Here is a 24,848-nt window from a genome sequence, read left to right as displayed (position 1 = left end):
CCCATGTCAGAACACGAGCTCGGCGCTGAAATACAGCACATGGCGTGAGTCGTAGTAATTGTCGGCGAAGGTGTTGGGTTGATTGTCCAGGCGTTGCTGCAGGGTGCCGGCCAGCTCCAGGCTGGCCTTGCCCAGGGCAATACGCTTGGCCAGGCGCGAGTCGAGCCGTTCGAAGCGGTAGCCATTGAGGGCATCGTCGCCGTAGTAGAACAGTGCGCTGTTCCAGCCGCTGCCCCAATCGCGCAGCCAGCCGGCGGAACCACTGTTGCGCGCCGTCAATTGCTGGTCCTGGGGGCTGCTGGCCTCGGCATCGACATAGGCGTAGGTCAGGCGCAACCGATCGGCCGCACTCAGGCGCCAGTCGAGTTGGGTTTCCGCGCCTTGAAAGCGAGCGCTGTTGGAGTTGCTGGCAATGAATTGATTGTTGCGCAGCGATTCGCTGATCATCCCGGTGATTTCGTCGTGGAACAGCTTGACGTCGAGATTCAGGCCCAACTGGGCGAAGTAGCCGTTGTAGCCCAGTTCGCGCGAGCGCATGCGTTCCTGCTCGAGATCGCCGGGGCCACGGGTCTTGACGAAATAACGGGCGCTGGGCCTGCCATAGGCCGTGGGGTTGAGCCCGGTTACCCGATAACTCCAGTTGACGTTGTTCTCGAACATATCGGGCGAGCGCACGGCTTCGGAGTACACCGCACGCAGGCCGTGGCGCGGGGTGATCAGGTAGTTGATCGCGAAGCGCGGGGTCAGCGAGTCGCCGATCAAGCGGGTTTTTTCGTACATTGCACCGCCCTGCAGTAGCCAGTGCTCAGTGGCACGCCACTCCAACTGGCCGAACAGGCGCGAGGAGGTGTCATCAAGGGTGCCATTGAAGTAGGTCTCGGAGTCGGCCCGGTCGTAACGATAGTTCAAGCCGCTGACCAGGCGCAGACTATCGGACAGGCTCAGGGTGTCCTGCAGTTCGAGGTCGTAGCGCGATTCCCGGGTGCTTTGGTCGATGGTGCCGCAGACGGTCCGGTTGGCGCCGCCTCGCCACTGCTCCAGGGCCTGGTTGGCCAGTGTCTCCTGCTCTGGCGTGGAACTCGGGGCACCGCTGGCGGTAAAGCTGTCCATGTTGCGCGCCAGGCGCTCGGTGTAGTTGGGGTCCAGTTGCCAGAGCGCGGCCAGTTGCGGGCTGAACGATATTTCAGCATCACAGGCGCGCCAGGTTTGCTGGCGATCCCAGTGCTGCGCCGTGCCCTGGACATAGAGGCTGTGCTCGGGGTTCAGGTCGAGGTTCCAGCGCAAGGAGGTGGAATAGTCCTTGGCGGTCACGTCGGAGTTGTTGCCGGCGGCGGTAATGCCGGGAAACACCGGACGGTAGGTATAGGGCCGCTGGTTGCTGCCGTCCTTGGCGTTGAGCTGCCAGTCGACGCTGTGCTGTTCGTCGAATGCCTGACTGATGGCCAGATTGACCCGGTCCAGGCGTCGGCTGTCGTGATAGTCGGCGCCCCGCTGGTCGGTGTCGAAGCCGTCGTCTTCCTGGCCCGACAACGACAGGCGCAGGTTGCCACTGTCCCAGCCGGTGCCGTGGCTGGCGTACCAGTCATTGATCCCGCGCTGGCCGCGGGTGACTTTGATCCGCGTGCCCTGGCTGTTGGCCGGGGCACGGGTCATGATGTTGACCACGGCCATCAGCGCGTTGGCGCCGTAGCTGACGGTATTGGGCCCGCGAAACACCTCGATGCGCTCGATGTCCTCCATCGCCACCGCAATGTCGCTCCAGTCCACGGTTGCCAGGCCGGCGCGGTACACCGAGCGCCCATCGATCAGCACCTGCATGCGCCGCGCCTGGCTGGCATTGCTGCCGTGGTAGTTGACCACCGCCTGATTGCCGTTGATGTTGCCCGCCATCATTCCCGGCACCAGGCGCAACAGCTCGCTGATGTCCCGCGCCCCGCTGGCCTTGATCAGTTCGCTGTCGAGCACCGTCATGCTGCCCGGTACGGCCGCAGGCGACTGTTTGAGCCCGGTGGCGGTCAGCACTTGCGGCAGCGACAGGTTTTCCAGAAACAGATCATCGGCCAGCAGTGTGTCGCTGAACAGCAGCGCCAGGGCCAGCGAAGAACGAAGGGGGGAGGGACCAGCAAACACGGAACAGCCTTGATACCGTTTGAATGGGGAGGCATGTTAACCGAGCTGGTCGAGTTTTCCAGTCGCGATGTCGGCGTTTTCCGTTGTTTTGCTGTCTAGCTTCCTACAGATGTCGGTAATTGTTCGGGGGGCTGGCCGATGTTCGACCGCCCCGTATAATGCGCCATCGCCACTGGAATGGATTAATGGATTACATATGACTGAACAGCGCCCGATTGCGGTCCTGGGGGGCGGGAGTTTTGGTACCGCGGTGGCAAATCTGCTGGCTGAGAACGGTCATGCGGTTCGGCAGTGGATGCGCGACCCGGAGCAGGCCGAGGCCATTCGAGTCAACCGCGAGAACCCACGCTACCTCAAAGGTATCAAGGTGCATCCGGCCGTGGAGCCGGTCACTGATCTGCTGGCTACCCTCAACGATTGTGAACTGAGTTTCGTCGCGTTGCCGTCCAGCGCCCTGCGTTCGGTACTGGCACCTCATGCCGAGCGCCTGAGTGGCAAGTTCCTGGTGAGCCTGACCAAAGGCATTGAGGCGCACACCTTCATGCTGATGAGTGAAATCCTCCAGGAAATTGCTCCGCAAGCGCGTATCGGTGTGCTTTCCGGGCCGAACCTGGCCCGTGAAGTTGCCGAGCACGCCCTGACGGCCACGGTGGTGGCCAGTGAAGATGAAGAACTGTGCCAGCGTGTACAGGCCGCGCTGCACGGCCGGACGTTCCGCGTCTACGCCAGTGCCGACCGTTTTGGGGTTGAATTGGGTGGTGCGCTGAAAAACGTCTACGCGATCATCGCCGGCATGGCCGTGGCGCTGGGCATGGGGGAAAACACCAAGAGCATGTTGATCACCCGGGCGCTGGCGGAAATGACCCGTTTTGCGGTCAATCGCGGTGCCAACCCGATGACGTTCCTCGGCCTGGCCGGGGTCGGCGACCTGATTGTCACCTGCTCCTCACCCAAGAGCCGCAACTATCAGGTGGGGTTTGCCCTGGGGCAGGGGTTGAGCCTGGAGGACGCGGTGAACCGCCTGGGCGAGGTCGCCGAGGGCGTCAACACCCTCAAGGTACTCAAGGCCAAGGCCCAGGAAGTCGGGGTCTATATGCCGTTGGTCGCCGGCTTGCACGCCATTCTGTTTGAAGGGCGCACGCTGGAGCAGGTGATCGAGTTGTTGATGCGTGGCGAGCCGAAAACCGATGTCGATTTTATCTCCACCAGCGGTTTCAACTGAGCCCTTGACGGAAAGGGGCAGGGAGCAAGACATGAACGAACCCAAAGTAGAAGCCAGGTACGAGTCCATCCTCCTGCGTGTGCTGTGGATGCTGGTGTTTGTCCTGGTGTGGCAGGTGGCGCAATTCATTCTCGGTGCGGTGGTGCTGGTGCAACTGATCTATCGCCTGATTTATGGTGCCCCGAGCGCCGGGCTGATGAACTTCGGTGACAGCCTCAGCCAGTTTCTGGCGCAGATCGGCCGTTTCGGCAGCTTCCACAGCGACCAGAAACCTTGGCCGTTTGCCGACTGGCCCACCCCGCGCACCCCGGAAGGCGAGGCCCCGCACACGGTCGCGCCGGCACCGCATCCGGTCCGCGATGAGGAGCCCAAACTATGAAAGTCTGGGTGTTGCGCCACGGTGAAGCCGAACCCTATGGTTCGCGTCCGGACTCGGAGCGGGCGTTGACACCCCACGGCTGCGAGGAAGTCTTGCGCAGCGCCGCCCGGTTGATCGGCGAGCCACTGACCGCGATCTACGCCAGCCCCTACCGGCGTGCCCAGCAAACGGCACAGCTGGTGCGCGAGGCCCTGGGTTTCGAGCCAGGCATTCGTATCGTCGAATGGTTGACGCCCGACAATCGCCCGCAAGTCGTGGCCGAGCAACTGGCCTCGGTGGACAACGTGCTGCTGGTCAGCCACAACCCGTTGGTGGGTAATCTGCTGGGGTTTTTGCAGCACGGTCATGTGCAGGAGCCTGTGGCCGTGCGCACGGCGGGCCTGGCGGAGCTCGAAGGCGAGTGGCCGCTGGCCGGGCTGATGACGCTCAATAGCCTCAAACACCCGTAATAGCCGGGCGGCCAGGGGGCGGGGATTTTTGTTTGAAATAGACAACCAAGCAATCGCTTGGTTGGTCTACGCTTGCGGCGACACCGAACAAAAACAGGAGCGCATTCCATGCCCGCCGCTTTTCGTTTGCCGCTGCAAGTGTTCTATGAGCGTGAAGCCCGCCACCCGCGCCAGCGGTTCATGGTCCAGCCGACAGGCGGTGGCCAGGTCGAAACCCTGACCTGGGCCGACGTTGGCCACCAGGCCCGGTGCGCCGCGCACTGGCTGCGCGCCCGGGAGTTGCCCCAGGGCAGCCACATTGCCCTGATCTCGAAAAACTGTGCCCACTGGATCATTGCCGACCTGGCAATCTGGATGGCCGGCCATGTGTCGGTGCCGCTGTACCCCAACCTGACGGCCGAGTCGGTGGCCCAGGTGTTGGAGCACTCGCAAGCGGTGCTGGCCTTCATCGGTAAGCTGGATGACTGGCCGGGCATGTCCAGAGGGGTCAGCGCCGATCTGCCCACCATCAGCCTGCCGCTGTGTCCTGCGGCGGCCTTTGACTACTGTTGGGCCGACCTGCAGCGCAGTTCGCCGATCCAGGACAACCCGACGCCGGGTGCCGACGAACTGGCGACCATCATCTATACCTCCGGCACCACAGGCTTGCCCAAAGGGGTGATGCACAGCTTTGCCAACCTCGGCTTTGCCGCCACCCATGGCACCCAGTTATTCAATCTCAACGAGTCGGATCGACTGTTGTCGTACCTGCCGCTGTGCCATGTCGCCGAACGCATGTTTGTTGAAATGGCGTCGATCTACACCGGGCAAACGGTGTTTTTTGCCGAGAGCCTCGACACCTTCCTCGTCGATTTGCAGCGCGCCCGGCCCACGGCGTTGTTTGGCGTGCCGCGGATCTGGACCAAGTTCCAGATGGGTGTCTACAGCAAGATCCCGGCCCGGCGCCTGGACTTTTTGCTGGGCCTGCCGATCATCGGCAAGCGTGTCGGGCACAAAGTGCTGGCCGGCCTGGGCCTGGATGCCCTGCGCATTGCCCTGTCCGGCGCTGCACCGGTGCCCCTGGCCTTGCTGCACTGGTACAAGCGCCTTGGGCTGGATGTGCTGGAGGTCTACGGCATGACCGAAAACTGTGGTTACTCGCATATTTCCCTGCCCGGCGAGCAGCGCCCCGGCTGGATTGGCAAGCCGTGCCCAGGGGGGCAGGTGCGCATCGACACCACGGGGGAGGTGCAAGTGCGCAGCGGCGCCACCATGCAAGGCTATTTCAAGGAGCCGCAGAAAACCGCCGAAACCATCACCGAAGACGGGTTTCTACGCACCGGCGACAAGGGCGAGCAGGACGCCGAGGGGTATTTGCGCCTCACCGGTCGCCTCAAGGAGATCTTCAAGACCAGCAAGGGCAAGTACGTGGCCCCGGCGCCGATTGAAAATCGCCTGGCGGTGCACTCGCGCATCGAGCAGGTGTGTGTGGTCGGCGATGGCCTGAGTGCGCCCATGGGCCTGTGTGTGCTGTCGGCGGTGGGGCAGCAGGATGCCGCCAGCGCGGCGCGTAATGCCCTGCATGCCAGCCTGGAAACCCTGCTTGAGGAGGTCAATGGGGCCCTCGACAAACATGAGCGCCTGCGCCAGTTGGTGGTGGTCAGGGACAGCTGGGCGGTGGAGAACGGCTTTCTGACCCCGACCTTGAAGATCAAGCGCAACGTGATCGAGGCCACCTACGGTGCCCGCTTCGAGGAGTGGAGCGCGCGCAGCGAAGCGGTGCTGTGGCAGGATTGAGGCAAATAACAGCAATAAGGGACCAAGAGATGAGTCTGTGGCGTACCGCTCCGAACATTGAACAACTGAATGCGATTCAGAAAAACACCATCGGCGAAGTACTGGATATTCGTTTTGAGTCGTTTGACGAGCAATCGCTGACCGCCAGTATGGTTATCGATCATCGCACCCATCAGCCCTACGGCTTGTTGCATGGCGGTGCTTCCGTGGTGCTGGCCGAAACCGTGGGCTCGATGGCCAGTTACCTGTGCATCGATACCAGCAAGTTCTATTGCGTCGGCCTGGAGATCAACGCCAACCACCTGCGCGGGCTGCGCAGCGGGCGGGTCACGGCGGTGGCCAGCCCAATCCACATCGGGCGTACTACCCACGTCTGGGACATTCGCCTGAGCAGCGATGAAGGCAAGGCCAGTTGTGTGTCGCGCCTGACCATGGCGGTGGTGCCCTTGGGTGAGGTTGCGCCGGCGCGTTAGGGTGCCGTGACGTGGCGCCTGTCTAGACACTTGCACGTCGGTGGCGGAACGACCCATCGCGGGTCATTGCCTGCAACTCAATGTTCCCGCGTGCAGGCATCTCTGGATGGTAACCCGCTTGAGGTGACAGGTTCATGCCGGGCGTGTAGGCGTCCGGCTTGAAGTCGAGTTGTTCATGGTTGAACAGCGTACTGGCGCCTTGTAGCACGTGCCTGCCCAGGTACGTCCGGTATTCGGTGGGGGCCGCTGCTATGCTCGCCAGGATGCTTGCAGCGACGGGAGGTTCGATGGCGGTGGTCGGCATCCCTAGCCCTGCGGTGACTGTGGACCCGGCTGCACGAGTCAAGGTGCCGTACGCTATTTCCGACGCCTTGGCTCCGGAGAGTGAGTTTGTCCCGGGGTGGTGAGTCCCACCAAACAGTGAGTTGATGACGGTGATGGAGGCGCCGTCCGCGCCTTCGGTCAGGGCATCCGCTGCGATCCCGGCAAGTGGCGCAATCGCAGCGCTGGCCGCTCCGTTAACGGCCAGTAACGCGGTGTAGGCCGTGGTCCTGGCGAGGATGGCGCGGCCCGACGGTGGCAAGTCGATTCTTGGGCCCAGATTGGCGAGCGCGCGCTGGTTGATCTCTCGGGCGCCGCCGCCCAGAGGTGCCGTCAGGATACTGATGGCAACCGTATTCAGTTCATTGGGTGCCAGCAGATAGGCGATCAGGGCGGGGGCCGCCCCGGCCACCATGCCAGCGCCACTCCCAAGAGCGGCTGCGCTGCGGATCACTGCTGGGTTGTTGGAGTAGCGTGCGGCGACATTGGCGCCAGCCCCGGCCCCCATCGAACCCCAGGCCGCCGCACCCGCCACCATCCCCACACCGGTTACCACCAGGTTGGCGGTGGCATTGACGGTGGGAGTCTCTGGATCATCGCCGGGCGTTGTCGCCAACGTTCTGACCGCTATGCTTGCTCCATAACGAACCAGCCCACCCAGGCCTGCGCTCCACGCATCGCGCAGGAACGTGGCCCCAGCCGCCGCTGCTGTTTGCCAGCGGGTGGTGGCCAAACCATTGATGTCCACATGCCCCACCGGGTTGCCATGCACCATCGCATACAGGTTCAAGCCATCGGCGGTACCCGCCGGGTCGGCATTCAACCAGCGTTGGGCCCAGGGCAGGTAGTAGCGATGACCGTAGTAATACATCCCGGTGGCGTCACGCTCCTTGCCTGAGTAACGAGTGGTCTTGTAGCTCGCTTCGATCTGGTTCCGTCCGGCCCACCAGCAGGTACCGCCGTAGGGGTAGTAACTCTCGCGGCTGATCACTTGCGCAGCGCTGTCCAGTTCGATGAGGCTGGAGTTCAGGTGGTCGGTGAAGCTATAACGCTGTTGGTCCTGGGTGATACTGGGTGGTTTGCCTTTTGCCCAATGCAGCACCTGCACCGTGCCGCGCCCGGCCTCGACCGTGATGACGTGCAAGGTTTCGTTGGCCGATGTGCGGGTTTCAATACCCGGTAGATAGCGGGTTTCGTGAGTGTTGGAGCCTCTTGCCGTGGCACTCCGGCGGATCTTTCGCAGGCGCTGACCGTCGTTGGCGTACTGATACGTCTCGCCATCGTTCGGTGCGTCCTCACGTACCACTTGATCAACCTGGCTCAGTTGGTTGCGCCGGTCCCATGACAGGCCTTGCCCAGGCTGAAGGCGGGTGCGGTTGCCGTTCAGGTCGTAGCCGGCGGCAATTTCCTGCTCATCGGGTAACTGGCCTGTGGCCTTGGCCGGGAGGCTGCGATTACTCAGGCGGGCGACGGCGGTGCGTTCGGTGCGACTGGCGCTGCCCGCCTGGTGTTGCAGAACCAGCAGGTTACCAGCGACATCGTAGGTGAAGGTTTGGCAGTAGTTTTCCATTTGCCCGGGGTCCGGCGCGCATTGAAACGGCGGTAGTTGCGGGCCCCCTGGCGCGTTGTGTAGTTGCCGGCCGCAGGACTCTATCAGGCGATAGAGGCTGTCGTAGCGGTAGCGCGTGCACGCTTCGATGCGCTGATTGCGTTGAAAGTGCTGGGCTTGGGAGGCGTCGCTGATGCAGAGGATATTGCCTGTCGCATCGTATTGATAGCTCAGGTCTTGCAGCGCGGGCTGGCCAGGGACGTACGCCTTCAAGTGTTCCAGTCGGCCATCTTCAGTGCCATAGGTTGCGCAGGAGATAACCCCGTTTTGCGCGCGTTGGTGCTCGATCTGGCCCGCGGCGTTGTAGTGGATAGCACTGACCAGCGGCGCTTCATTTGCGCCGCGGAGCTTCAGGCGAACTTCTTTTAATTGGCCGGCGCGGGTGTGGATGAAACGCTGTCGGTTACCCAGGGCATCCGTCTGGTGCACGGGCTCGCCCACGGCGTTGTACAGGAACTGGGTGACGGCGGGCTCAGGCTCTAGAAAAACCTCTCGTTGCGCAGGGTCCAGCGGCCAATTCACTGGCCATAGGGGATCGGCGAGGAATGTACGGCTGTGGTGCAATGGCGCGCCGTTGAGGCCGAACTCGGTAACGTGCAGGGTGCCCGCCGTATCATCGTGGCGCACCAGTTGGCCGCGTCGATTGTGGTCCGCATCGGCATGGCCGTCAGCGTAGGCCAGGCGACTGGTGCAAGTCGCAGGTTCGCCGATTTCATGTTCGAAGGTGCTGACGGGGCGGCACTGCGGGTCATACTCGATACGGCTGTGGCTGAGTTTCTGATCCCAGCCCTCTACGCCTGGCCCGTGCGCGGCGATTAACCCCAGGCGCCAGCCGGCATCGTTGTTGACGGACAACAGCACGGTGCCCGACATGCTGTATACGTTCTGTTGACTGGCGGTCGCCTGACCGGCCTGGTGCAGGAGGAACAGGCGTGGATCGCGGCTCAGAACGGCGCGTCCGGCGGCATCATGGGTCTGTTGGCTAATGCAGGCCTGCGCCGGGTCGTGTGCGGCGCGGCGATGGTAGCTGACCGCCCGCACCGGGCGTGTGCGTGGGTCGATGACGACAATGACCGGCGTGTGGGTATGCGTCATGTGCTGTCCGGATCAACAATGACTGAGGAGTGACTCTTTGTCGGCCTACTCGAGGTGGCTGTCAACTGTCAGATCTAACAGGTCGACCCATTAGCTTGGCCTGACTGTCATCATTCCTGGCAGTTACGGTCATTGCCCTGGGGCTGGGTCTTGCGGACAATCAACCCCTGATTTTGTTTATGGACATGTCGTTATGCCGCAGCAGATTTTTTTCGCCCATGCCAATGGCTTTCCTTCAGGCACCTACGGCAAGTTGTTTGCCGCGCTGGCGCCGGAGTACCAGGTCGCGCATCTGCAGCAGCACGCCCATGACCCACGGTTTCCGGCGGACGACAACTGGTTCAACCTGGTGGACGAGTTGATCCACCACCTGGAGCAGCAACCGGCCCCGGTGTGGGGGGTGGGGCATTCCTTTGGCGGCGTCCTGCACCTGCACGCGGCGCTGCGTTGCCCGCAGTTGTATCGCGGGGTGGTGATGCTTGATTCGCCCGTGCTGACCCGTACCGATCAATGGGTCATCCGCGCGGCCAAGCGTTTTGGCTTTATCGACCGCCTGACCCCCGCCGGTCGCACCCTGGGGCGTCGCGAAGAATTTGCCGACCTCGAGGCGGCCCGGCGTTATTTCGCTGGCAAGAGTCTGTTTCGCGGTTTCGACCCGGAATGTTTCGACGCCTACCTGCAACATGGGTTGCACAAGGTCGGCGATCGCTTGCGCTTGCGTTTTGACCCGGCCACCGAGATCAGTATCTACCGTGGGGTGCCGCACACCAGCCCGGGTCGCACGCGGCAGTTGCAGGTGCCGCTGGCGGTGGTGCGTGGCCGGCAGAGCCGGGTGGTCATGCGTCATCACGCCAGTGCAGTGGCCCGTATGCCGCAAGGCGAGTCCCTGACCGTGCCAGGCGGTCACATGTTTCCCCTCGAACGCCCCCAGGACACCGCCGCACTGCTCAAGGAGTTGTTCCAGCGCTGGGCCGGTCGCAGCGACCGGGAGTGCGCGTGAGCAGCGTCACCGAAGTGCGCCTGAATCTGCCGCACATCGAGCTGGCAGCCCACCTGTTCGGGCCTGAAGACGGCCTGCCAGTGATCGCCCTGCATGGCTGGCTCGACAACGCCAACAGCTTTGCCCGGCTGGCGCCCCGGCTCAAGGGCTTGCGCGTGTTGGCGCTGGACATGGCCGGGCATGGTCATTCCGGGCACCGCCCCCTGGGGGCCGGTTACGCCCTGTGGGACTACGCCCACGACGTGCTGCACGTCGCCGAGCAGATGGGCTGGCAACGCTTTGCCCTGCTTGGCCATTCCATGGGGGCGATTGTCTCGGTGGTGCTGGCGGGCGCCATGCCCGAGCGCGTCACGCACCTGGCGTTGATCGACGGGGTGATTGCGCCCACCGCTGAGCATGACAACGCGGCCGAGCGCATGGGCATGGCGTTGCAGGCGCAACTGGACCTGCAAGGCAAGCGCAAACCGGTCTACAGCAGCATTGACCAGGCCGTGCAAGTGAGGATGAAAGGCCTGGTGGCGGTCAGTCGTGAAGCGGCAGAATTACTGGCCGAGCGCGGGTTGATGCCGGTACCGGGCGGCTACACCTGGCGCACCGACAGCCGCCTGACACTGCCTTCGCCCCTGCGTCTGTCCAGTGAACAGGCGCTATCCTTTACCCGGCGTGTCGGTTGCCCGGCACACCTGGTGGTCGCGGCCGACGGCATGCTCGGCAAACATCCGGAGTTGCTGGAGCGTCTACCCTTCAGCCACGAACAGTTACCGGGCGGGCATCACTTGCACCTGAACGACGAAGAGGGTGCAACCCTTGTTGCAGACTGTTTCAATCGCTTTTTCGCCATTCCTTGACTTGCAGCGGGCAACTGTCGAGGCTGGGCGGGTTGAAATGGGAGACAACCATGATAGATCTCTATACCGCTGCGACCCCAAATGGCCACAAGGTCTCTATCGTGCTCGAAGAACTCGGCATGCCCTACACGGTGCATGCCTTGAGTTTCGACAAGAAGGAACAAAAGGCACCTGCGTTTCTCAAGATCAATCCCAATGGCCGGATTCCGGCAATTGTCGACCGCGCCAACGGCGACTTCGCCGTGTTCGAATCCGGCGCGATCCTGCTCTACCTCGCTGAATTGAGCGGGCAACTGCTGCCCACGGACCCCCAAGGGCGTTCGCGGGTCATCCAGTGGTTGATGTTCCAGATGGGCGGCATCGGCCCCATGCAGGGCCAGGCGAACGTGTTTTTCCGGTATTTCCCGGAAAAACTGCAGGGCGCCATCGACCGTTACCAGCACGAAACCCGCCGCCTGTACGAGGTGCTCGACAGCCGTCTGCAAACCGTCGAATACCTCGCCGACACCTACAGCATTGCCGACATTGCGACCTATCCGTGGGTGCGTGGCCATGAGTGGTCCGGGGTTTCGGTTGATGGCTTGCCGAGCTTGCAGCGCTGGATGGCGGCAATGGCCGAGCGCCCGGCCGTGCAGCGCGGGTTGTTGGTGCCACAACGCATCGACGACGCCAGTGTCATCCAGGGCGCCCAGGCCATGTTGATCCGATGAGAGTCTCTTCAAGGTTGAAGCGCATGCGTTTTATCAGTTTGTTCGTACTTGCCTGTTGCAGTTCGTTGGCGTCGGCTGCCGATGTGCCGGGTAGCCAGGACCTGCCGCTGGTGCCACGCATGGCCGATGCGCAAATCGCCGATTATCGTCCGCCCGCCGAGCTGGAGCGGATTTACCCAATGGGTTCAATCCGCAAGATCAGCGGCCAGTTGCGGTTTGACGGGCAAGTCACTGCGCGGGGGCAGATGACCTCGGTGACCTATGAGTTGCCGCCGGAACATTCCGCCACCGCCGCCTTCACGGCAGCCCGCGAAGCCTTGCAGAAGCAGGGCGCCGAGCTGTTGTTCTGGTGCCAGGCTCGGGACTGCGGCGAAAGCAGCTTGTGGGCCAACGAAGTCTTCGGCAACGCCAAGCTCTATGGTGCCGACAATGGCCAGGCCTACCTGCTGCTGCGCCTGGCGGCCCCCCAGGACAACTCGCTGGTGGCGCTGTACAGCATCACCCGCGGCAATCGCCGAGCATACCTGCATGTCGAGCAGTTCGATGCCGGTGCCCCGTTGGGCGAGCTGTTGCCGACCTCTGCGACTTTGCTACGGCAACTCAAGGACACCGGCACCCTGGACCTGCCACGCCTGACCGGGGAGCCCCAGGCTCCATGGGTGACGCTGCTGTCGCGCGGCCTGAACCTCGACACCACGTTGCGGGTCAGTGTTTCCGGGGCCCAGGCCGAGGCCTGGCGTCAGGCACTGGTGGCCCAGGGCGTGCGCAGTGCACGTTTGGACCTGGGTGAAGTGAAAGACCCTGGCTTGCATTTCGAACTCTTGCGTTAAGCTCTGTGCAAGCGAACGTGCCTTGGGCCGTTCGCTTGCGCTTTTGTTGATTAACCCTGTTCGAGATTTTTCATGCTCAATAATGATCGCCTGTTGGTGCAGATCCTGCTCCTGGTGTTGTTCGGTGCCAGCTTCTGGGTGATGGCGCCGTTCTGGTCGGCGCTGTTCTGGGGGGCGGTGCTGGCGTTCGCCAGTTGGCCGTTGATGCGCCTGCTGACCCGTTGGCTCAATGGTCGCGAATCCCTGGCCGCGGCCGTGCTGACCCTGGGCTGGATGGTGCTGGTGGCGGCGCCACTGGTGTGGCTGGGGTTCAACCTGGCGGACCATGTACGCGATGCCACGGTCTTCATCAAGGATGTCCAGGTCGATGGCCTGCCCGAGGCGCCCGTCTGGCTGGGTGCCATTCCCCTGGTCGGGGGGCGGCTGCTGGGCATCTGGAACAGTATCGACCAACAGGGCGCGGCACTGATGGTGACGGTCAAACCCTACCTGGGGCAGGTCGGCAACTGGTTGCTGGCGCGCAGTGCGCAGATCGGTGGCGGTATCCTGGAGCTGACACTGAGCATCGTCTTCGTGTTCTTTTTCTACCGCGATGGTCCGCGGCTGGCGGGCTTTGTCCACCGTCTGCTGGAGCGTCTGATCGGCGAGCGGGCCGGTTACTACATCGAACTGGTGGCTGGCACCGTGCAGCGGGTGGTCAACGGGGTCATCGGCACGGCGGCGGCCCAGGCGGTACTGGCCCTGATCGGCTTCCTGATCGCCGGTGTGCCGGGGGCGCTGGTGCTGGGCATCGTCACCTTCCTGCTCAGCCTGATCCCCATGGGCCCACCGCTGGTGTGGATTCCGGCCACGGCCTGGCTGGTGTGGAAGGGCGACTACGGGTTTGCGGTGTTCCTTGGTGTCTGGGGGATGTTCATCATCAGCGGTGTCGACAACGTGCTCAAACCCTACCTGATCAGCCGGGGCGGTAACCTGCCGCTGGTGATCGTCTTGCTCGGGGTCTTTGGCGGCTTGATTGCCTTCGGCTTCATCGGCCTGTTCATCGGCCCGACCTTGTTGGCGGTGGCCTATAGTCTGCTGATCGACTGGAGCAACAGCCAGGTACGGGTTGAAGACAAACGCTGAAGAGCGCGGGGCTGACGCGGGTAGTAGCGAGCGCGTCAGCTCATCGAGGCTTTTTTTCAGCCATTGGCACCCTTGATGATGATTTACCGATCATCGGGTCCCGGACGGGCTCGCGTTCCGCTACAATGCGCGCCGATTTCGACTTGCCTGAGAGCCCACTCATGTCCGCCTGCCAGACTCCTATCATCGTCGCCCTGGATTTCCCTACCCGTGACGCCGCACTGAAGCTGGCTGACCAGTTGGACCCCAAGCTGTGTCGGGTCAAGGTCGGTAAAGAGCTGTTCACCAGTTGTGCTGCGGACATCGTCGGGACCCTGCGCGACAAGGGTTTTGAAGTATTTCTCGACCTCAAGTTCCACGACATTCCCAACACCACGGCGATGGCCGTCAAGGCGGCTGCGGAAATGGGCGTGTGGATGGTCAACGTGCACTGCTCCGGTGGCTTGCGCATGATGGCGGCCTGCCGCGAAGTGCTCGATCAGCGTAGCGGTCCCAAGCCGCTGTTGATCGGCGTGACGGTGCTGACCAGCATGGAGCGTGAGGACCTGGCCGGGATCGGCCTGGACATCGAACCGCAAGAGCAGGTCCTGCGCCTGGCGGCACTGGCAGAAAAAGCCGGGATGGATGGGCTGGTCTGCTCGGCGCTGGAAGCCCAGGCACTGAAGGCGGCGCATCCGTCGCTGCAATTGGTGACCCCGGGGATTCGTCCGACGGGCAGTGCCCAGGACGATCAGCGCCGGATCCTCACTCCGCGCCAGGCTCTGGATGCGGGCTCCGACTACCTGGTGATTGGCCGTCCGATCAGCCAGGCAACTGATCCGGCCAAGGCGTTGGCGGCGGTTGTGGCTGAGTTGGCGCTGTAGGTGCTTAGGTGAGCATATCCGTGGCTGCGGTAACGGCTACTTAGGGTTCGCTTTTACGGCGAGGCACTTTCGGCAAACCGGGGGCATCACCCTCCGGTTTGCAGGCGAGCTAACGCTCGGCCTGTTGGGTGGTGGCTTCTGTAGGCACTGGCTTGCCGGCAAAGGCGTGACAAGCCAGCAACGCTGACCTGGATTAAACCTTCAACACCAGCTTCCCGAAGTTTTCGCCGCTGAACAATTTCATCAGGGTTTCCGGGAACGTTTCCAGTCCGTCAACGATATCTTCCTTGCTCTTGAGTTGCCCCTTGGCCATCCAGCCGGCCATTTCCTGCCCGGCGGCCGCGAACTGTGCGGCGTAATCCATCACCACAAAGCCTTCCATGCGTGCCCGGTTGACCAGCAGCGACAGGTAGTTGGCCGGCCCCTTGACCGCTTCCTTGTTGTTGTACTGGCTGATGGCGCCACAAATCACCACGCGGGCCTTGAGGTTCAGGCGGCTGAGCACGGCGTCGAGGATATCGCCGCCGACGTTGTCGAAGTACACGTCCACGCCTTTCGGGCATTCGCGCTTGAGACCGGTCACCACGTCCTCACTCTTGTAGTCGATGGCGCCGTCGAAACCCAGTTCGTCGATCAGGAACCGGCACTTGTCGGCACCGCCGGCAATGCCCACCACACGGCAGCCTTTGAGCTTGGCAATCTGCCCGGCGATGCTGCCGACCGCCCCGGCGGCGCCAGACAGCACCACGGTGTCACCGGCTTTGGGGGCGCCCACGTCGAGCAGCGCGAAGTAAGCGGTCATGCCGGTCATGCCCAGCGCCGACAGGTAGCGTGGCAGTGGCGCCAGTTTCGGATCGACCTTGTAGAAACCGCGCGGCTCACCGAGGAAGTAATCCTGCACCCCCAGTGCCCCGTTGACGTAATCACCCACGGCAAACCCCGGGTTGTTGGAGGCGATGACCTGGCCCACGCCCAGGGCACGCATGACTTCGCCAATGCCCACCGGCGCGATGTAGGACTTGCCTTCGTTCATCCAGCCACGCATGGCCGGGTCCAGCGACAGGTACTCGTTCTTGACCAGGATCTGGCCCGCCGCCGGCTCGCCGACCGGTACTTGCTGATAGGTAAAGGTCTCGCGGTTCGCCGCCCCCACCGGGCGTTTGGCGAGCAGGAATTGACGATTGGTCTGGGCAGTCATGGCGGGTACTCAAGGGTGAAGGAAGTCTGATTGATAGACCCTCATGGTCGATGTCGCAAGGTTTGCTGATCCAGCGAATAGAGCCCGATCCAATGCGGTGATAGTGGGTTGGGCCTATTCATCACTGCCACTCATGAGCGATCAACTGGCCTTCTGATAGTGCTGACGTGTGACAGGGGCGGGTGGCTAGACTGGGAAAACGCGATCACTCCCATCATTCGAGGACACAGCAATGAGCATGACGTTTTCTGGCCGGGTAGCGTTGGTGACCGGTGGGGCCGCCGGTATCGGTCGTGCGACCGCCCAGGCATTTGCCGCCGAAGGCTTGCAAGTGGTGGTGGCGGACCTCGATGTGGCAGGGGGGGAGGGCACGGTAGAACTGATCCGCGGGGCTGGTGGCGACGCGGTGTTTGTGCGTTGCAACGTAACTCAGGAAAGCGATGTACAAAACCTGATGGCACACGCCGTGAGTACCTATGGTCGTATCGATTACGCCTTCAACAACGCCGGGATCGAGATCGAGAAGGGCAAGCTCGCCGAGGGTACGCTCGATGAGTTCGACGCGATCATGGGGGTCAATGTCAAAGGTGTCTGGCTGTGCATGAAGCATCAACTGCCGCTGATGCTGGCCCAGGGTGGCGGCGCCATCGTCAACACCGCCTCGGTCGCCGGTCTGGGTGCTGCACCGAAGATGAGTATCTACGCTGCGTCCAAGCACGCGGTGATCGGCCTGACCAAATCAGCCGCCATCGAGTATGCGAAGAAAAAGATCCGGGTCAACGCGGTGTGTCCTGCGGTCATTGATACCGACATGTTCCGGCGAGCCCATGAAGCCGATCCCAAAAAGGCCGACTTCGCCGCAGCCATGCACCCAGTGGGTCGTATTGGCAAGGTGGATGAAATTGCCAGCGCGGTGCTGTACCTGTGCAGTGATGGTGCGGCGTTTACCACTGGCCATTCGTTGGCGGTGGACGGTGGGGTGACGGCTTTTTAATGGACTGAGGAAAACCGAGTTTTTGTCAGTGCAACCGCTGGAGTTCAAGTAAGACCAAGCCCGCAGTCATGTGGGCTTTTTTGTGTCTTCGGGGAATGTGTTTCAAAGGGTTAGCGCCAGGGGGTTTTACCCGGGGGGCGCACTGATCGGATCGTCAGCCTGTGCTTAACTGCTTCAGGAAATAATCTAAAACAGTCGGAGCTGATCTCTCATGGAATTGAGAATCGATCGTCAGGCGCTGGTCCCCGTCGTGCAGCAGATCGTCGATGCGCTGGCTGGCAGAATTCGCCAGGGCGCCATCGAGCCTGGAACGCGGTTACCCTCTATTCGGCAACTGGCCCGAGACAACCTGCTCAGCCAATCGTGCGTCATCGAAGCCTATGAGCGCATGGTGGCACAGGGCGTACTTGCGTCGCGACACGGGTCAAGTTACTTCGTTCTTGCCCCTGCGCCCCCTCGAAGCCCTGACGAAACGCTCGCGGGTGGGGCCGGTCGTGACGAGTCGGATGCCAGCCCGCTGGGCCGCTTGCCACTGGGGTGTGCAGGCATGCCGCAAAGCTGGCGCGAAAGCGATGACCTCGGGTACGCCATTCGCCAGGTGTCACGCACTGACATGCAAGGCCTGTTCAGCTACAGCTCGGTGTATGGCTTGCCGGCCTTGCGCTTGCAGATTCTCAAGCACTTGAAGCAGATTGCGATCGTCGCCGAGCAATCCCAGGTGCTCACCACCACCGGCGCGACGCACGGGCTGGACCTGATCATTCGCACGCTGCTCAAGCCCGGTGACTGTGTCGTGGTGGAGACGCCCGGGCATACCAACCTGTTCGAGCAACTGCAGTTGTGGGGCGTGCGAATGCTCGAGGTGCCGCGGACCCCGCGTGGTCTGGACATCCAGGTACTTGAGTCGCTCTTGAGTAACCATCAGCCCCGCGTTCTGTTCATCAACAGTCTGTTCCACAACCCTACCGGCAGTTGCCTGGCCCCGGCCGTGGCGCAACGGCTGCTGGAGCTGGCCGAGCACCATGGGGTGAGTATTGTCGAGGACGATGCCTACGGCGACTTTCAGGGGCGCAGCGCGACCCGTCTGGCGGCACTGGCTGTGTGATCTACGTCGGCAGTTTTTCCAAGACCCTCAGCAGCTCGTTGCGCGTCGGCTATATCGTGGCCAATCAGGTATTGGTCGAACGCCTGGCGCAGGTCAAGCAGATCACCAGCCTGGGGACGTCCTGTTTCAGTGAGGCGGTGCTCAATACCCTGTTGGCCAACGGTGCCTATCGCAAGCTGGTGCAACGCCAGCGGCTGCGGTTGAAGCGCGAGATGGCGGCGGCATTGCAGGTGTTGGAGGATGGCGATTGGGAGGTCTTCGGTAGACCCACGGGAGGCCTGTATATCTGGGCCAGGCCCAGGGCTTGTCCGCCGAAACGAGTACGCGCCCTTGCGCAGCGGCACGGTATCACCCTGGCTGGCAGTGCCCAATTCAGCCCCAGCGGCGAGGTCGGCGATTGGTTGCGCATCAATGTGGCCTATGCCGGCGACGCGCAAGCACTGGCGTTCTTTCAGGCCTGCGCATCGGTGGATCGACCTCAAGCGTTCTGAAAACGACGCATGCATAGCTTTTTGCCATGATTGCCACAACAGAGACTTGTGCTTGAGGGGGCCCGGTTGCGACCCTGCAGGAAGAGAAAATGGCCCCCATTGCCATTGGCCACTGAAAGAGGGTGACGAGCAATGATTTCAGGTGTGCAAGGATATTTGGCCAACCTCGGCATGGCGAAAAAACTGGGACTGGGTTTTATCCTGGTGCTGCTGTTGACGGCCCTGGTGGCGGCCATCGGGGTCTGGTCGCTGCAGAGCATCAGCCAGCGTTTCGACGGGCTCAAGCAGATGTCGGCGCTCAACAGTGGCCTGCTCAAGGTGCGTCTGCTGGAGCAGGAGTATGCCTTGCACGCAGATGACAAAAGCGTCGAGGCCTTGCGCCAGGGCCTTGATGCCTTGATCAACCAGGCCGCCGAGCTCAAGGCACAGTCGGCGGTCAACGCCCCGGTGATGACTGAGGTCGAACATTCCCTGAACGCGTACCGCAAGGCCTTCGATGAGTTTGTCGAGCTGACGTCGGCCAAGGACCTGGCGCTGGAAATGGCCAGTTGGTCGGTCTCAAGCGTCGCCAACAATCTGGATGTCCTACAGGCGGGTCTGGCTGACGACGGTGCCTACACGCTCAAGGAGTCTGCGGGTAAGGAGGGGGCTGAGTTTATCGAGCAAGCCAGCCAGGTCAGCCAGGTATCGAAACTGATGCTGCAGGCGATGAACGAGGCGCGGTTGCGCCTGGACCAGAGCCGCAAGGCCGCCGCGCAGGATAGGGAGCAGGGCAGGATCGAGCAGGCTGACCAGGCGTTGAGCCAGGCGCAAGCGCTGATGGGGGTGGTCAAGGATGGGGGTTATCAGACGGTGCTCAGCGAGGTGGCCGGGCACATCGCCAGTTTCACTGAAAAACTGGCGGAGTACACCGGGCTCCTGGCTCGCGAACAACAGGTGTATCAACAGCTGCATGCACGCGCCGGCGAAGTGGTGCAGCGGGTCGACCAGGCTTATGCGGCACAAGACCAGGCGATGCAGGCAGAGTTGCAGCACAACTCGTTGCTGATCATTGTGTCGTCGGCCTTGGCCTTGGTGGTCGGGCTGATCGCCGCCTGGCTGATCACCCGACTGATCGTTGCGCCCCTGCGCAGCGTGATCCGGCTGGCCGAGCAAATTGCCGCCGGTGACTTGAGTGCCAGTGTGGCGGTGACCCGGCGTGACGAAATTGGCCAGTTGATGCAGGCCATGCAGCAGATGGGGGCGGGATTGAGTCGGATCGTCAGTGGCCTGCAGGCGGGCATCGAGCAACTGGCCAGTTCCGCGCAGTCCCTGTCGGCAGGGACCGAGCAGACCAACCTTGAGGTCAGCAGCCAGAAAGAGGAAACCGAGCAAGTCGCCACCGCCATGAACCAGATGACGGCCACGGTGCACGACGTGGCACGCAATGCCGAGGAAGCGGCGCAGGCCGCCCAAACCGCTGACGGCAAGGTGCAAACCGGTCAGCAGGTGGTGCGTCAGAGCATGCAGCGGATCGGGCAACTGGCTGACTCGGCGACCTCCGCCAGTTCCAGCATCGACAGCTTGAGCGCCGAGATCCAGAACATTGGCAGTGTCCTCAGTGTGATCAAGAGTGTGGCCGAGCAAACCAATCTGTTGGCACTTAACGCGGCCATCGAGGCGGCGCGGGCTGGCGAGCAGGGCAGGGGGTTTGCCGTGGTGGCCGATGAAGTTCGCGCCTTGGCCAAGCGCACCCAGCAATCGACCGAGGAAATCGAACGCCTGGTGATTTCCCTGCGCTGCGCGGCGCAGTCTTCAGTGCAACAGATCCAGGGCAGCGGCGAGTTGGTCAAGCTGGCGGTCAGTGACGCACTGCAGACCGAAAGCGCGCTGGGCAGTATCGCGGCGGCCGTTTCCCTGATTCAACAGATGAACCAGCAGATCGCCGCCGCGGCCGAGCAGCAGAGTTCGGTGGCCGAAGAGATCAATCGCAGCGTCACCAGCATCCGCGCCAGTGCCGATCAATCCTCGTTGGCCATGCAGGGCAATGCCGCGTCGAGCATTGAGCTGGCGCAGTTGGGGGTGGAACTGAAGGGGATGGTAGGGCATTTCAGGCTGTAAGGTGGGGGCAGGAGGATCGCAGGTCATTGTTGCCCCGCGATCCTCGAAGGTGGCATCAGTCGTAGATGACTTTCTTTTTCCAGTCCGCTTCAGCCTCGACTTCCTTGAGGCCCTCGGTCAACTCGTTCACATCACCTTCAACCGGGGCAATGTTGGTCAGCACCATGGAGTTGGCGCGGGCCAGGAGTTTTTCCAGCAACTTGAGCTGTTCGCTGTAGGCCTGTGGATCAGGTTGCTTGCGCAAGTACTGCACGCCACGCTCGAATGCCAGGCGCGCCTGGCCAGGCTGTTCCTGTTGCAAGGCGTGCTGGCCCAGGTTGCTGAAAAACTCGATATGCAGCAGCACCAGGATGTGGCGGATTTCCCGAATCCAGCTTTTCGCCTCGTTGGTGGGCAGGAAACCGTCGTGGGCCGCGCGGGTCACCTGGCCATGCAGGGCTTCGAGCAGAAAACGCACGTCCTTGGCCTTGGCCTCGGTCAGGATCGGCGCGGGCGGATTGTTCACCGGAATCGATTCGCCCTGGGCAATCAAGGCCTTCAACTCTTCGATACGGCTTTTCAAGGAGGTACTGGATTTCTCCAGGTTGAGCATGCGCTGGCAGACATTGAGTTCCAGGCGGGCCAGCAGCAGCTTGAGGGCGGGTGTCATCAACTGACCAGGGAAGGTCTCGGTGATTTCGCCGCAGCGGCGCAAGCGGTCATTGAGTTCAACCTTGGTGCGGGCCTTTTGCAGCTTATTGTTTTCCACCACATTGTTCATGTAGCCAATGGCGATCAGTAGTGCGATCCCGACTACTACTAGCAGGGTGATCATGAGTGGTGTCACCGTGAAGACCTCTTTATTGGGTTTGCGTGCGAGTGTAGTGGCTAAGCCTGGGGGCGGATAGGGCGGTGCGACGAGTTGAAACGGGCCCTGCAGCGGTCGATAGAGGCAGGTGGTCGATGGATGCACAATGCCAGTATCGATGTGCCAAGGACTATAGCGCCTTGGCGAGTGCCAGAATATAGGCGCCAAACACCGGTCGGCCGAAAACCTCGAAACGCCCCGCAAAGGACAGCGAAGTCATTGATTTAAATAAATTTATATCGGGGGGTTGACGACCCATCAATCCATCCATAGAATGCGCGCCACTTACAGCGTAAAGCGAACAGCGAAACGCGGTAGGGAGTGAAGTTGTAGCTGTGTCCCCTTCGTCTAGTGGCCTAGGACACCGCCCTTTCACGGCGGTAACAGGGGTTCGAGTCCCCTAGGGGACGCCATTGCGGGAATAGCTCAGTTGGTAGAGCACGACCTTGCCAAGGTCGGGGTCGCGAGTTCGAGTCTCGTTTCCCGCTCCAATTTTAAACAGCAGTGCTTTCGGGCGGTGCTGAGTGAAACCAGAACCCAGTCTTCGGATGGGGCTCTGGACACCGAAACACACACCATGTGTTCCGGGTAGCGTGTCCCCTTCGTCTAGTGGCCTAGGACACCGCCCTTTCACGGCGGTAACAGGGGTTCGAGTCCCCTAGGGGACGCCATTTGCGGGAATAGCTCAGTTGGTAGAGCACGACCTTGCCAAGGTCGGGGTCGCGAGTTCGAGTCTCGTTTCCCGCTCCAAATTTAACGAGAGCGCCACTCAGTGAGTGGCGTTTTTGTTGGTCACCGCAGCACACGCCATGTGTTGCGGGTAGTAGTTGCTGTGTCCCCTTCGTCTAGTGGCCTAGGACACCGCCCTTTCACGGCGGTAACAGGGGTTCGAGTCCCCTAGGGGACGCCATTGCGGGAATAGCTCAGTTGGTAGAGCACGACCTTGCCAAGGTCGGGGTCGCGAGTTCGAGTCTCGTTTCCCGCTCCATATTCATCAAAAACGCCGCTCACTGAGCGGCGTTTTTGTGTGTGCGCGTTTTCTGTTTTCCGCCCATTCCGCCAGCAACCCCTCCTGCCTGCCGAGTGTTTCCGCTCACCGGTAAACCTCTCAAATTGTTACCGGACGCACCAATATCGGGCAAAACCCGCCCCGGGTAACAGCCTTAACCTTGATCGGCCTGATCCTGAACACGCTTTTCTTGTGCGGCGAAACCCAGTGTCTGTGGGCTTTTGTGCCTTTGCCAGGATCGGTTTGGCCTTGAGCGGAGGAGTTGGCTGAGTGATTGCATATGCTTGTACGTACAAGTAAATCTATGTGCGTAAGTGTGAGGTCGAAGGTCGACGCACCGGATTGCTTTTGAAGCTAGCGCTTGAGGTTCGGGATCAGGTTTAGCGCCTTGCACCCATTCCCCTGACCCTACCCATGCGTCACAAGCGCCCGTCGTGGTTTTAGGAATTGATAATAATGAAAAGAACATTGCTGACCCTTTCTGCGCTGACCCTCTGCCTGGCTGCTGGTGCTGCCCTGGCCAAGGACTATAAGGAGCTGCGTTTTGGCGTCGATCCTTCTTATGCACCCTTCGAATCCAAGGCCGCCGATGGCAGCCTGGTGGGTTTCGATATCGATCTGGGCAACGCGATCTGCGCCGAGCTGAAGGTCAAGTGCCGGTGGGTTGAAAGTGATTTCGATGGCACGATTCCCGGCCTCAAGGCCAACAAGTTCGACGGCGTGATTTCCTCGATGACCGTGACCCCGGCCCGGGAAAAAGTCATCGATTTCTCCAGTGAGCTGTTCTCCGGCCCTACCGCCCTGGTCTACAAGAAAGGTTCCACGGTGGGTATCGACCTGGCTTCGCTCAAGGGCAAAAAAGTCGGATACGAGCAGGGCACCATCCAGGAAGCCTATGCCAAGCAGGTACTGGACAAGGCGGGCGTGGAAACCCAGGCCTACGCCAACCAGGACCAGGTTTACGCCGACCTGATTTCCGGGCGCCTCGATGCGTCGATCCAGGACATGCTGCAAGCCGAACTGGGTTTCTTGAAGTCGCCACAAGGGGTCGGCTATGAAGTCAGCCCGCCCCTCGACAGCCCGCTGTTGCCGGCCAAGACCGCGGTGGGTATCGCCAAGGGCAACACCGAACTCAAGGCCCTGATCAATAAAGGCATCCAGGCGCTGCACGATGACGGCACCTACGCGGCGATCCAGAAAAAACACTTCGGTGATCTGAATCTCTACAGCGGCAAGTAACGTCCCGCGCCCTCCTTGTGAGGGCGCTTCTTTATCGCTATAGGTCCTGTGAATTATGTTCGAAGCTCTCTTACAGACGCTCGGGCTTTCCGCATTCAGCTTGCAGGGTTTTGGCCCTCTGTTGCTGGAAGGCACCTGGATGACCGTCAAGTTATCGATCTTGTCCCTGCTGCTGAGTGTGCTGCTTGGCCTGCTCGGAGCCAGCGCCAAGCTGTCCAGCCTCAAACTGTTGCGAGTTCCCGCCCAGCTCTACACCACCTTGATTCGTGGGGTGCCGGACCTGGTGCTGATGCTGTTGATTTTCTACAGCCTGCAAACCTGGTTGACCAGTTTCACGGTGGCCATGGAGTGGGATTACATCGAGATCAATCCATTCGGTGCCGGGGTCATCACCCTGGGCTTTATCTATGGCGCGTATTTCACCGAGACGTTCCGTGGCGCGATTCTCGCCGTGCCACGGGGGCAGATGGAGGCGGCCACCGCCTACGGCCTGAGTCGCGCCCAGCGCTTTCGCTTCGTAGTCTTCCCGCAGATGATGCGTTTCGCCTTGCCGGGTATCGGCAACAACTGGATGGTGATTCTCAAGGCCACCGCGCTGGTGTCGATCATCGGCCTGGCCGACCTGGTCAAGGCCGCCCAGGACGCCGGCAAAAGTACCTATCAGTTGTTCTTTTTCCTGGTGTTGGCGGCGCTGATCTACCTGCTGATCACCAGCGCGTCGAACGTCGTCTTGCGCTGGCTTGAGCAGCATTACGCGGCGGGTTCTCGGGAGGCAGTACGATGATTGAGCTCTTGCAGGAGTACTGGAAACCGTTTTTCTACAGCGACGGGTACCACATCACTGGCCTGGCGATGACGATGTGGCTGCTCAGTGCCTCGATCTGCATCGGTTTCCTGGTGTCGATCCCGCTGTCGATTGCCCGGGTTTCCCCGCGCTTCTACATCCGCTGGCCGGTGCAGTTCTACACCTACCTGTTCCGCGGTACGCCGCTGTATATCCAGTTGCTGATCTGCTACACCGGGATCTACAGCCTG

At 61.7% G+C, this 24,848-nt stretch carries 20 protein-coding genes, 6 tRNA genes and 2 pseudogenes; 24 read left to right on the top strand and 4 right to left on the bottom strand.

Translation table 11 applies throughout. The annotated features are described in order from the left end of the window. Positions 1 to 6: 6 nt before the first annotated feature. Entirely contained in the window at positions 7 to 2,130 is a 2,124-nt protein-coding gene (locus AACY45_RS21870) for a TonB-dependent receptor plug domain-containing protein (protein WP_339547342.1), read from the bottom strand. Between the two features lie 196 nt (positions 2,131 to 2,326). Here AACY45_RS21870 and AACY45_RS21865 point away from each other — a divergent pair, with 196 nt between their 5' ends. The 5 genes from AACY45_RS21865 to AACY45_RS21845 all read left to right on the top strand — a co-directional run bounded on the left by AACY45_RS21865 (position 2,327) and on the right by AACY45_RS21845 (position 6,429). Then, positions 2,327 to 3,352 (top strand): NAD(P)H-dependent glycerol-3-phosphate dehydrogenase, encoded by a 1,026-nt coding sequence (locus AACY45_RS21865; protein ID WP_339547341.1) that lies wholly within the window; start codon positions 2,327 to 2,329, stop codon positions 3,350 to 3,352. Between the two features lie 31 nt (positions 3,353 to 3,383). Further along, complete coding sequence (locus AACY45_RS21860; protein WP_166590842.1) at positions 3,384 to 3,731, top strand: DUF4389 domain-containing protein; 348 nt, start codon at positions 3,384 to 3,386, stop codon at positions 3,729 to 3,731. Continuing rightward, the gene (sixA, locus tag AACY45_RS21855) at positions 3,728 to 4,180 is read left to right on the top strand and encodes a phosphohistidine phosphatase SixA (RefSeq protein ID WP_339547340.1); all 453 of its coding nucleotides are present in this window, start codon (positions 3,728 to 3,730) and stop codon (positions 4,178 to 4,180) included. The genes AACY45_RS21860 and sixA overlap by 4 nt, the downstream gene beginning before the upstream one ends. A gap of 108 nt (positions 4,181 to 4,288) precedes the next feature. Continuing rightward, positions 4,289 to 5,956, top strand: a complete 1,668-nt coding sequence (locus AACY45_RS21850) for an AMP-binding protein (RefSeq protein WP_339547339.1) — start codon at positions 4,289 to 4,291, stop codon at positions 5,954 to 5,956. A gap of 29 nt (positions 5,957 to 5,985) precedes the next feature. Then, positions 5,986 to 6,429 carry a hotdog fold thioesterase gene (locus tag AACY45_RS21845; protein ID WP_339547338.1) on the top strand — a complete coding sequence of 148 codons (444 nt, stop codon included), beginning with the start codon at positions 5,986 to 5,988 and terminating at the stop codon, positions 6,427 to 6,429. Positions 6,430 to 6,451: 22 nt separating this feature from the next. On the opposite strand, the gene AACY45_RS21840 is transcribed toward AACY45_RS21845, so the two are convergent. Then, positions 6,452 to 9,454, bottom strand: coding sequence for an RHS repeat-associated core domain-containing protein (locus tag AACY45_RS21840; RefSeq protein ID WP_339547337.1), 3,003 nt, complete (start codon positions 9,452 to 9,454; stop codon positions 6,452 to 6,454). A 193-nt stretch (positions 9,455 to 9,647) separates the two neighbouring features. Between AACY45_RS21840 and AACY45_RS21835 the strand changes: the two genes are divergently transcribed. The 6 genes from AACY45_RS21835 to pyrF all read left to right on the top strand — a co-directional run bounded on the left by AACY45_RS21835 (position 9,648) and on the right by pyrF (position 14,830). After that, positions 9,648 to 10,454, top strand: a complete 807-nt coding sequence (locus AACY45_RS21835) for an alpha/beta fold hydrolase (RefSeq protein WP_339547336.1) — start codon at positions 9,648 to 9,650, stop codon at positions 10,452 to 10,454. Beyond that, entirely contained in the window at positions 10,451 to 11,302 is an 852-nt protein-coding gene (locus tag AACY45_RS21830) for an alpha/beta hydrolase (RefSeq protein ID WP_339547335.1), read from the top strand. The genes AACY45_RS21835 and AACY45_RS21830 overlap by 4 nt, the downstream gene beginning before the upstream one ends. A gap of 50 nt (positions 11,303 to 11,352) precedes the next feature. Beyond that, entirely contained in the window at positions 11,353 to 12,012 is a 660-nt protein-coding gene (locus AACY45_RS21825) for a glutathione S-transferase family protein (protein ID WP_339547334.1), read from the top strand. Positions 12,013 to 12,035: 23 nt separating this feature from the next. After that, positions 12,036 to 12,842: a DUF4892 domain-containing protein gene (locus AACY45_RS21820; RefSeq protein WP_339547333.1), complete on the top strand. Its 807-nt coding sequence runs from the start codon at positions 12,036 to 12,038 to the stop codon at positions 12,840 to 12,842. Positions 12,843 to 12,914: 72 nt separating this feature from the next. Then, positions 12,915 to 13,967: an AI-2E family transporter gene (locus AACY45_RS21815; RefSeq protein ID WP_339547332.1), complete on the top strand. Its 1,053-nt coding sequence runs from the start codon at positions 12,915 to 12,917 to the stop codon at positions 13,965 to 13,967. 161 nt (positions 13,968 to 14,128) lie between these two features. After that, on the top strand, positions 14,129 to 14,830 hold the full coding sequence (pyrF, locus tag AACY45_RS21810; RefSeq protein WP_339547331.1) for an orotidine-5'-phosphate decarboxylase: 702 nt from the start codon (positions 14,129 to 14,131) through the stop codon (positions 14,828 to 14,830). Positions 14,831 to 15,023: 193 nt separating this feature from the next. Here pyrF and AACY45_RS21805 read toward each other — a convergent pair whose 3' ends face one another. Next, complete coding sequence (locus AACY45_RS21805) at positions 15,024 to 16,028, bottom strand: NADP-dependent oxidoreductase (RefSeq protein WP_339547330.1); 1,005 nt, start codon at positions 16,026 to 16,028, stop codon at positions 15,024 to 15,026. A gap of 232 nt (positions 16,029 to 16,260) precedes the next feature. On the opposite strand from AACY45_RS21805, the gene AACY45_RS21800 reads away from it, so the two are divergent. From AACY45_RS21800 to AACY45_RS29335, 4 genes and pseudogenes are all read left to right on the top strand, one after another. Next, the gene (locus AACY45_RS21800) at positions 16,261 to 17,022 is read left to right on the top strand and encodes an SDR family oxidoreductase (RefSeq protein ID WP_339547329.1); all 762 of its coding nucleotides are present in this window, start codon (positions 16,261 to 16,263) and stop codon (positions 17,020 to 17,022) included. A gap of 211 nt (positions 17,023 to 17,233) precedes the next feature. Next, a pseudogene (locus AACY45_RS21795) lies at positions 17,234 to 18,618 on the top strand (aminotransferase-like domain-containing protein). Positions 18,619 to 18,750: 132 nt separating this feature from the next. Then, positions 18,751 to 20,019 (top strand): annotated as a pseudogene (locus AACY45_RS29340) (HAMP domain-containing protein); the annotation flags it as partial. Beyond that, entirely contained in the window at positions 20,005 to 20,718 is a 714-nt protein-coding gene (locus AACY45_RS29335; RefSeq protein ID WP_445261207.1) for a methyl-accepting chemotaxis protein, read from the top strand. The pseudogene AACY45_RS29340 and the gene AACY45_RS29335, both read left to right, overlap by 15 nt. Positions 20,719 to 20,773: 55 nt before the next feature. On the opposite strand, the gene AACY45_RS21785 is transcribed toward AACY45_RS29335, so the two are convergent. Further along, positions 20,774 to 21,532: a hypothetical protein gene (locus AACY45_RS21785; protein ID WP_339547327.1), complete on the bottom strand. Its 759-nt coding sequence runs from the start codon at positions 21,530 to 21,532 to the stop codon at positions 20,774 to 20,776. Between the two features lie 370 nt (positions 21,533 to 21,902). Between AACY45_RS21785 and AACY45_RS21780 the strand changes: the two genes are divergently transcribed. The 9 genes from AACY45_RS21780 to AACY45_RS21740 form a co-directional block, all read left to right on the top strand. Then, a tRNA-Glu gene (locus tag AACY45_RS21780) sits at positions 21,903 to 21,978 on the top strand. A 2-nt stretch (positions 21,979 to 21,980) separates the two neighbouring features. Continuing rightward, positions 21,981 to 22,056 (top strand) — tRNA-Gly (locus AACY45_RS21775). Between the two features lie 104 nt (positions 22,057 to 22,160). Beyond that, positions 22,161 to 22,236 (top strand) — tRNA-Glu (locus AACY45_RS21770). Positions 22,237 to 22,239: 3 nt separating this feature from the next. Further along, positions 22,240 to 22,315: transfer RNA gene (locus tag AACY45_RS21765), tRNA-Gly, on the top strand. A gap of 84 nt (positions 22,316 to 22,399) precedes the next feature. Continuing rightward, a tRNA-Glu gene (locus tag AACY45_RS21760) sits at positions 22,400 to 22,475 on the top strand. A gap of 2 nt (positions 22,476 to 22,477) precedes the next feature. Then, positions 22,478 to 22,553, top strand: a tRNA-Gly gene (locus AACY45_RS21755). Between the two features lie 477 nt (positions 22,554 to 23,030). After that, complete coding sequence (locus AACY45_RS21750; protein WP_339547326.1) at positions 23,031 to 23,813, top strand: transporter substrate-binding domain-containing protein; 783 nt, start codon at positions 23,031 to 23,033, stop codon at positions 23,811 to 23,813. 55 nt (positions 23,814 to 23,868) lie between these two features. Then, on the top strand, positions 23,869 to 24,597 hold the full coding sequence (locus AACY45_RS21745; protein WP_339547325.1) for an ABC transporter permease: 729 nt from the start codon (positions 23,869 to 23,871) through the stop codon (positions 24,595 to 24,597). Further along, a partial coding sequence (locus AACY45_RS21740; RefSeq protein WP_339547324.1) for an ABC transporter permease subunit occupies positions 24,594 to 24,848 on the top strand: 255 nt, incomplete at its 3' end. The genes AACY45_RS21745 and AACY45_RS21740, both read left to right, overlap by 4 nt.

Origin of the sequence: Pseudomonas sp. RA_35y_Pfl2_P32 (assembly GCF_963970735.1) — a bacterium.
In the GTDB taxonomy this organism is placed as follows: Bacteria; Pseudomonadota; Gammaproteobacteria; order Pseudomonadales; family Pseudomonadaceae; genus Aquipseudomonas.
Note: the sequence above shows the minus strand (reverse complement) of the source record. Positions and strands in the feature narration are given on the sequence as shown.

Coding starts and splice junctions, on each gene's coding strand:
- AACY45_RS21850 (WP_339547339.1), top strand. CDS start 4,289: ATGCCCGCCGCTTTTCGTTTGCCGCTGCAAGTGTTCTATGAGCGTGAA.
- AACY45_RS21820 (WP_339547333.1), top strand. CDS start 12,036: ATGCGTTTTATCAGTTTGTTCGTACTTGCCTGTTGCAGTTCGTTGGCG.
- AACY45_RS29335 (WP_445261207.1), top strand. CDS start 20,005: ATGAACCAGATGACGGCCACGGTGCACGACGTGGCACGCAATGCCGAG.
- AACY45_RS21800 (WP_339547329.1), top strand. CDS start 16,261: ATGAGCATGACGTTTTCTGGCCGGGTAGCGTTGGTGACCGGTGGGGCC.
- sixA (WP_339547340.1), top strand. CDS start 3,728: ATGAAAGTCTGGGTGTTGCGCCACGGTGAAGCCGAACCCTATGGTTCG.
- pyrF (WP_339547331.1), top strand. CDS start 14,129: ATGTCCGCCTGCCAGACTCCTATCATCGTCGCCCTGGATTTCCCTACC.
- AACY45_RS21805 (WP_339547330.1), bottom strand. CDS start 16,028: ATGACTGCCCAGACCAATCGTCAATTCCTGCTCGCCAAACGCCCGGTG.
- AACY45_RS21840 (WP_339547337.1), bottom strand. CDS start 9,454: ATGACGCATACCCACACGCCGGTCATTGTCGTCATCGACCCACGCACA.
- AACY45_RS21785 (WP_339547327.1), bottom strand. CDS start 21,532: ATGATCACCCTGCTAGTAGTAGTCGGGATCGCACTACTGATCGCCATT.
- AACY45_RS21835 (WP_339547336.1), top strand. CDS start 9,648: ATGCCGCAGCAGATTTTTTTCGCCCATGCCAATGGCTTTCCTTCAGGC.
- AACY45_RS21825 (WP_339547334.1), top strand. CDS start 11,353: ATGATAGATCTCTATACCGCTGCGACCCCAAATGGCCACAAGGTCTCT.
- AACY45_RS21860 (WP_166590842.1), top strand. CDS start 3,384: ATGAACGAACCCAAAGTAGAAGCCAGGTACGAGTCCATCCTCCTGCGT.
- AACY45_RS21750 (WP_339547326.1), top strand. CDS start 23,031: ATGAAAAGAACATTGCTGACCCTTTCTGCGCTGACCCTCTGCCTGGCT.
- AACY45_RS21745 (WP_339547325.1), top strand. CDS start 23,869: ATGTTCGAAGCTCTCTTACAGACGCTCGGGCTTTCCGCATTCAGCTTG.
- AACY45_RS21815 (WP_339547332.1), top strand. CDS start 12,915: ATGCTCAATAATGATCGCCTGTTGGTGCAGATCCTGCTCCTGGTGTTG.
- AACY45_RS21845 (WP_339547338.1), top strand. CDS start 5,986: ATGAGTCTGTGGCGTACCGCTCCGAACATTGAACAACTGAATGCGATT.
- AACY45_RS21865 (WP_339547341.1), top strand. CDS start 2,327: ATGACTGAACAGCGCCCGATTGCGGTCCTGGGGGGCGGGAGTTTTGGT.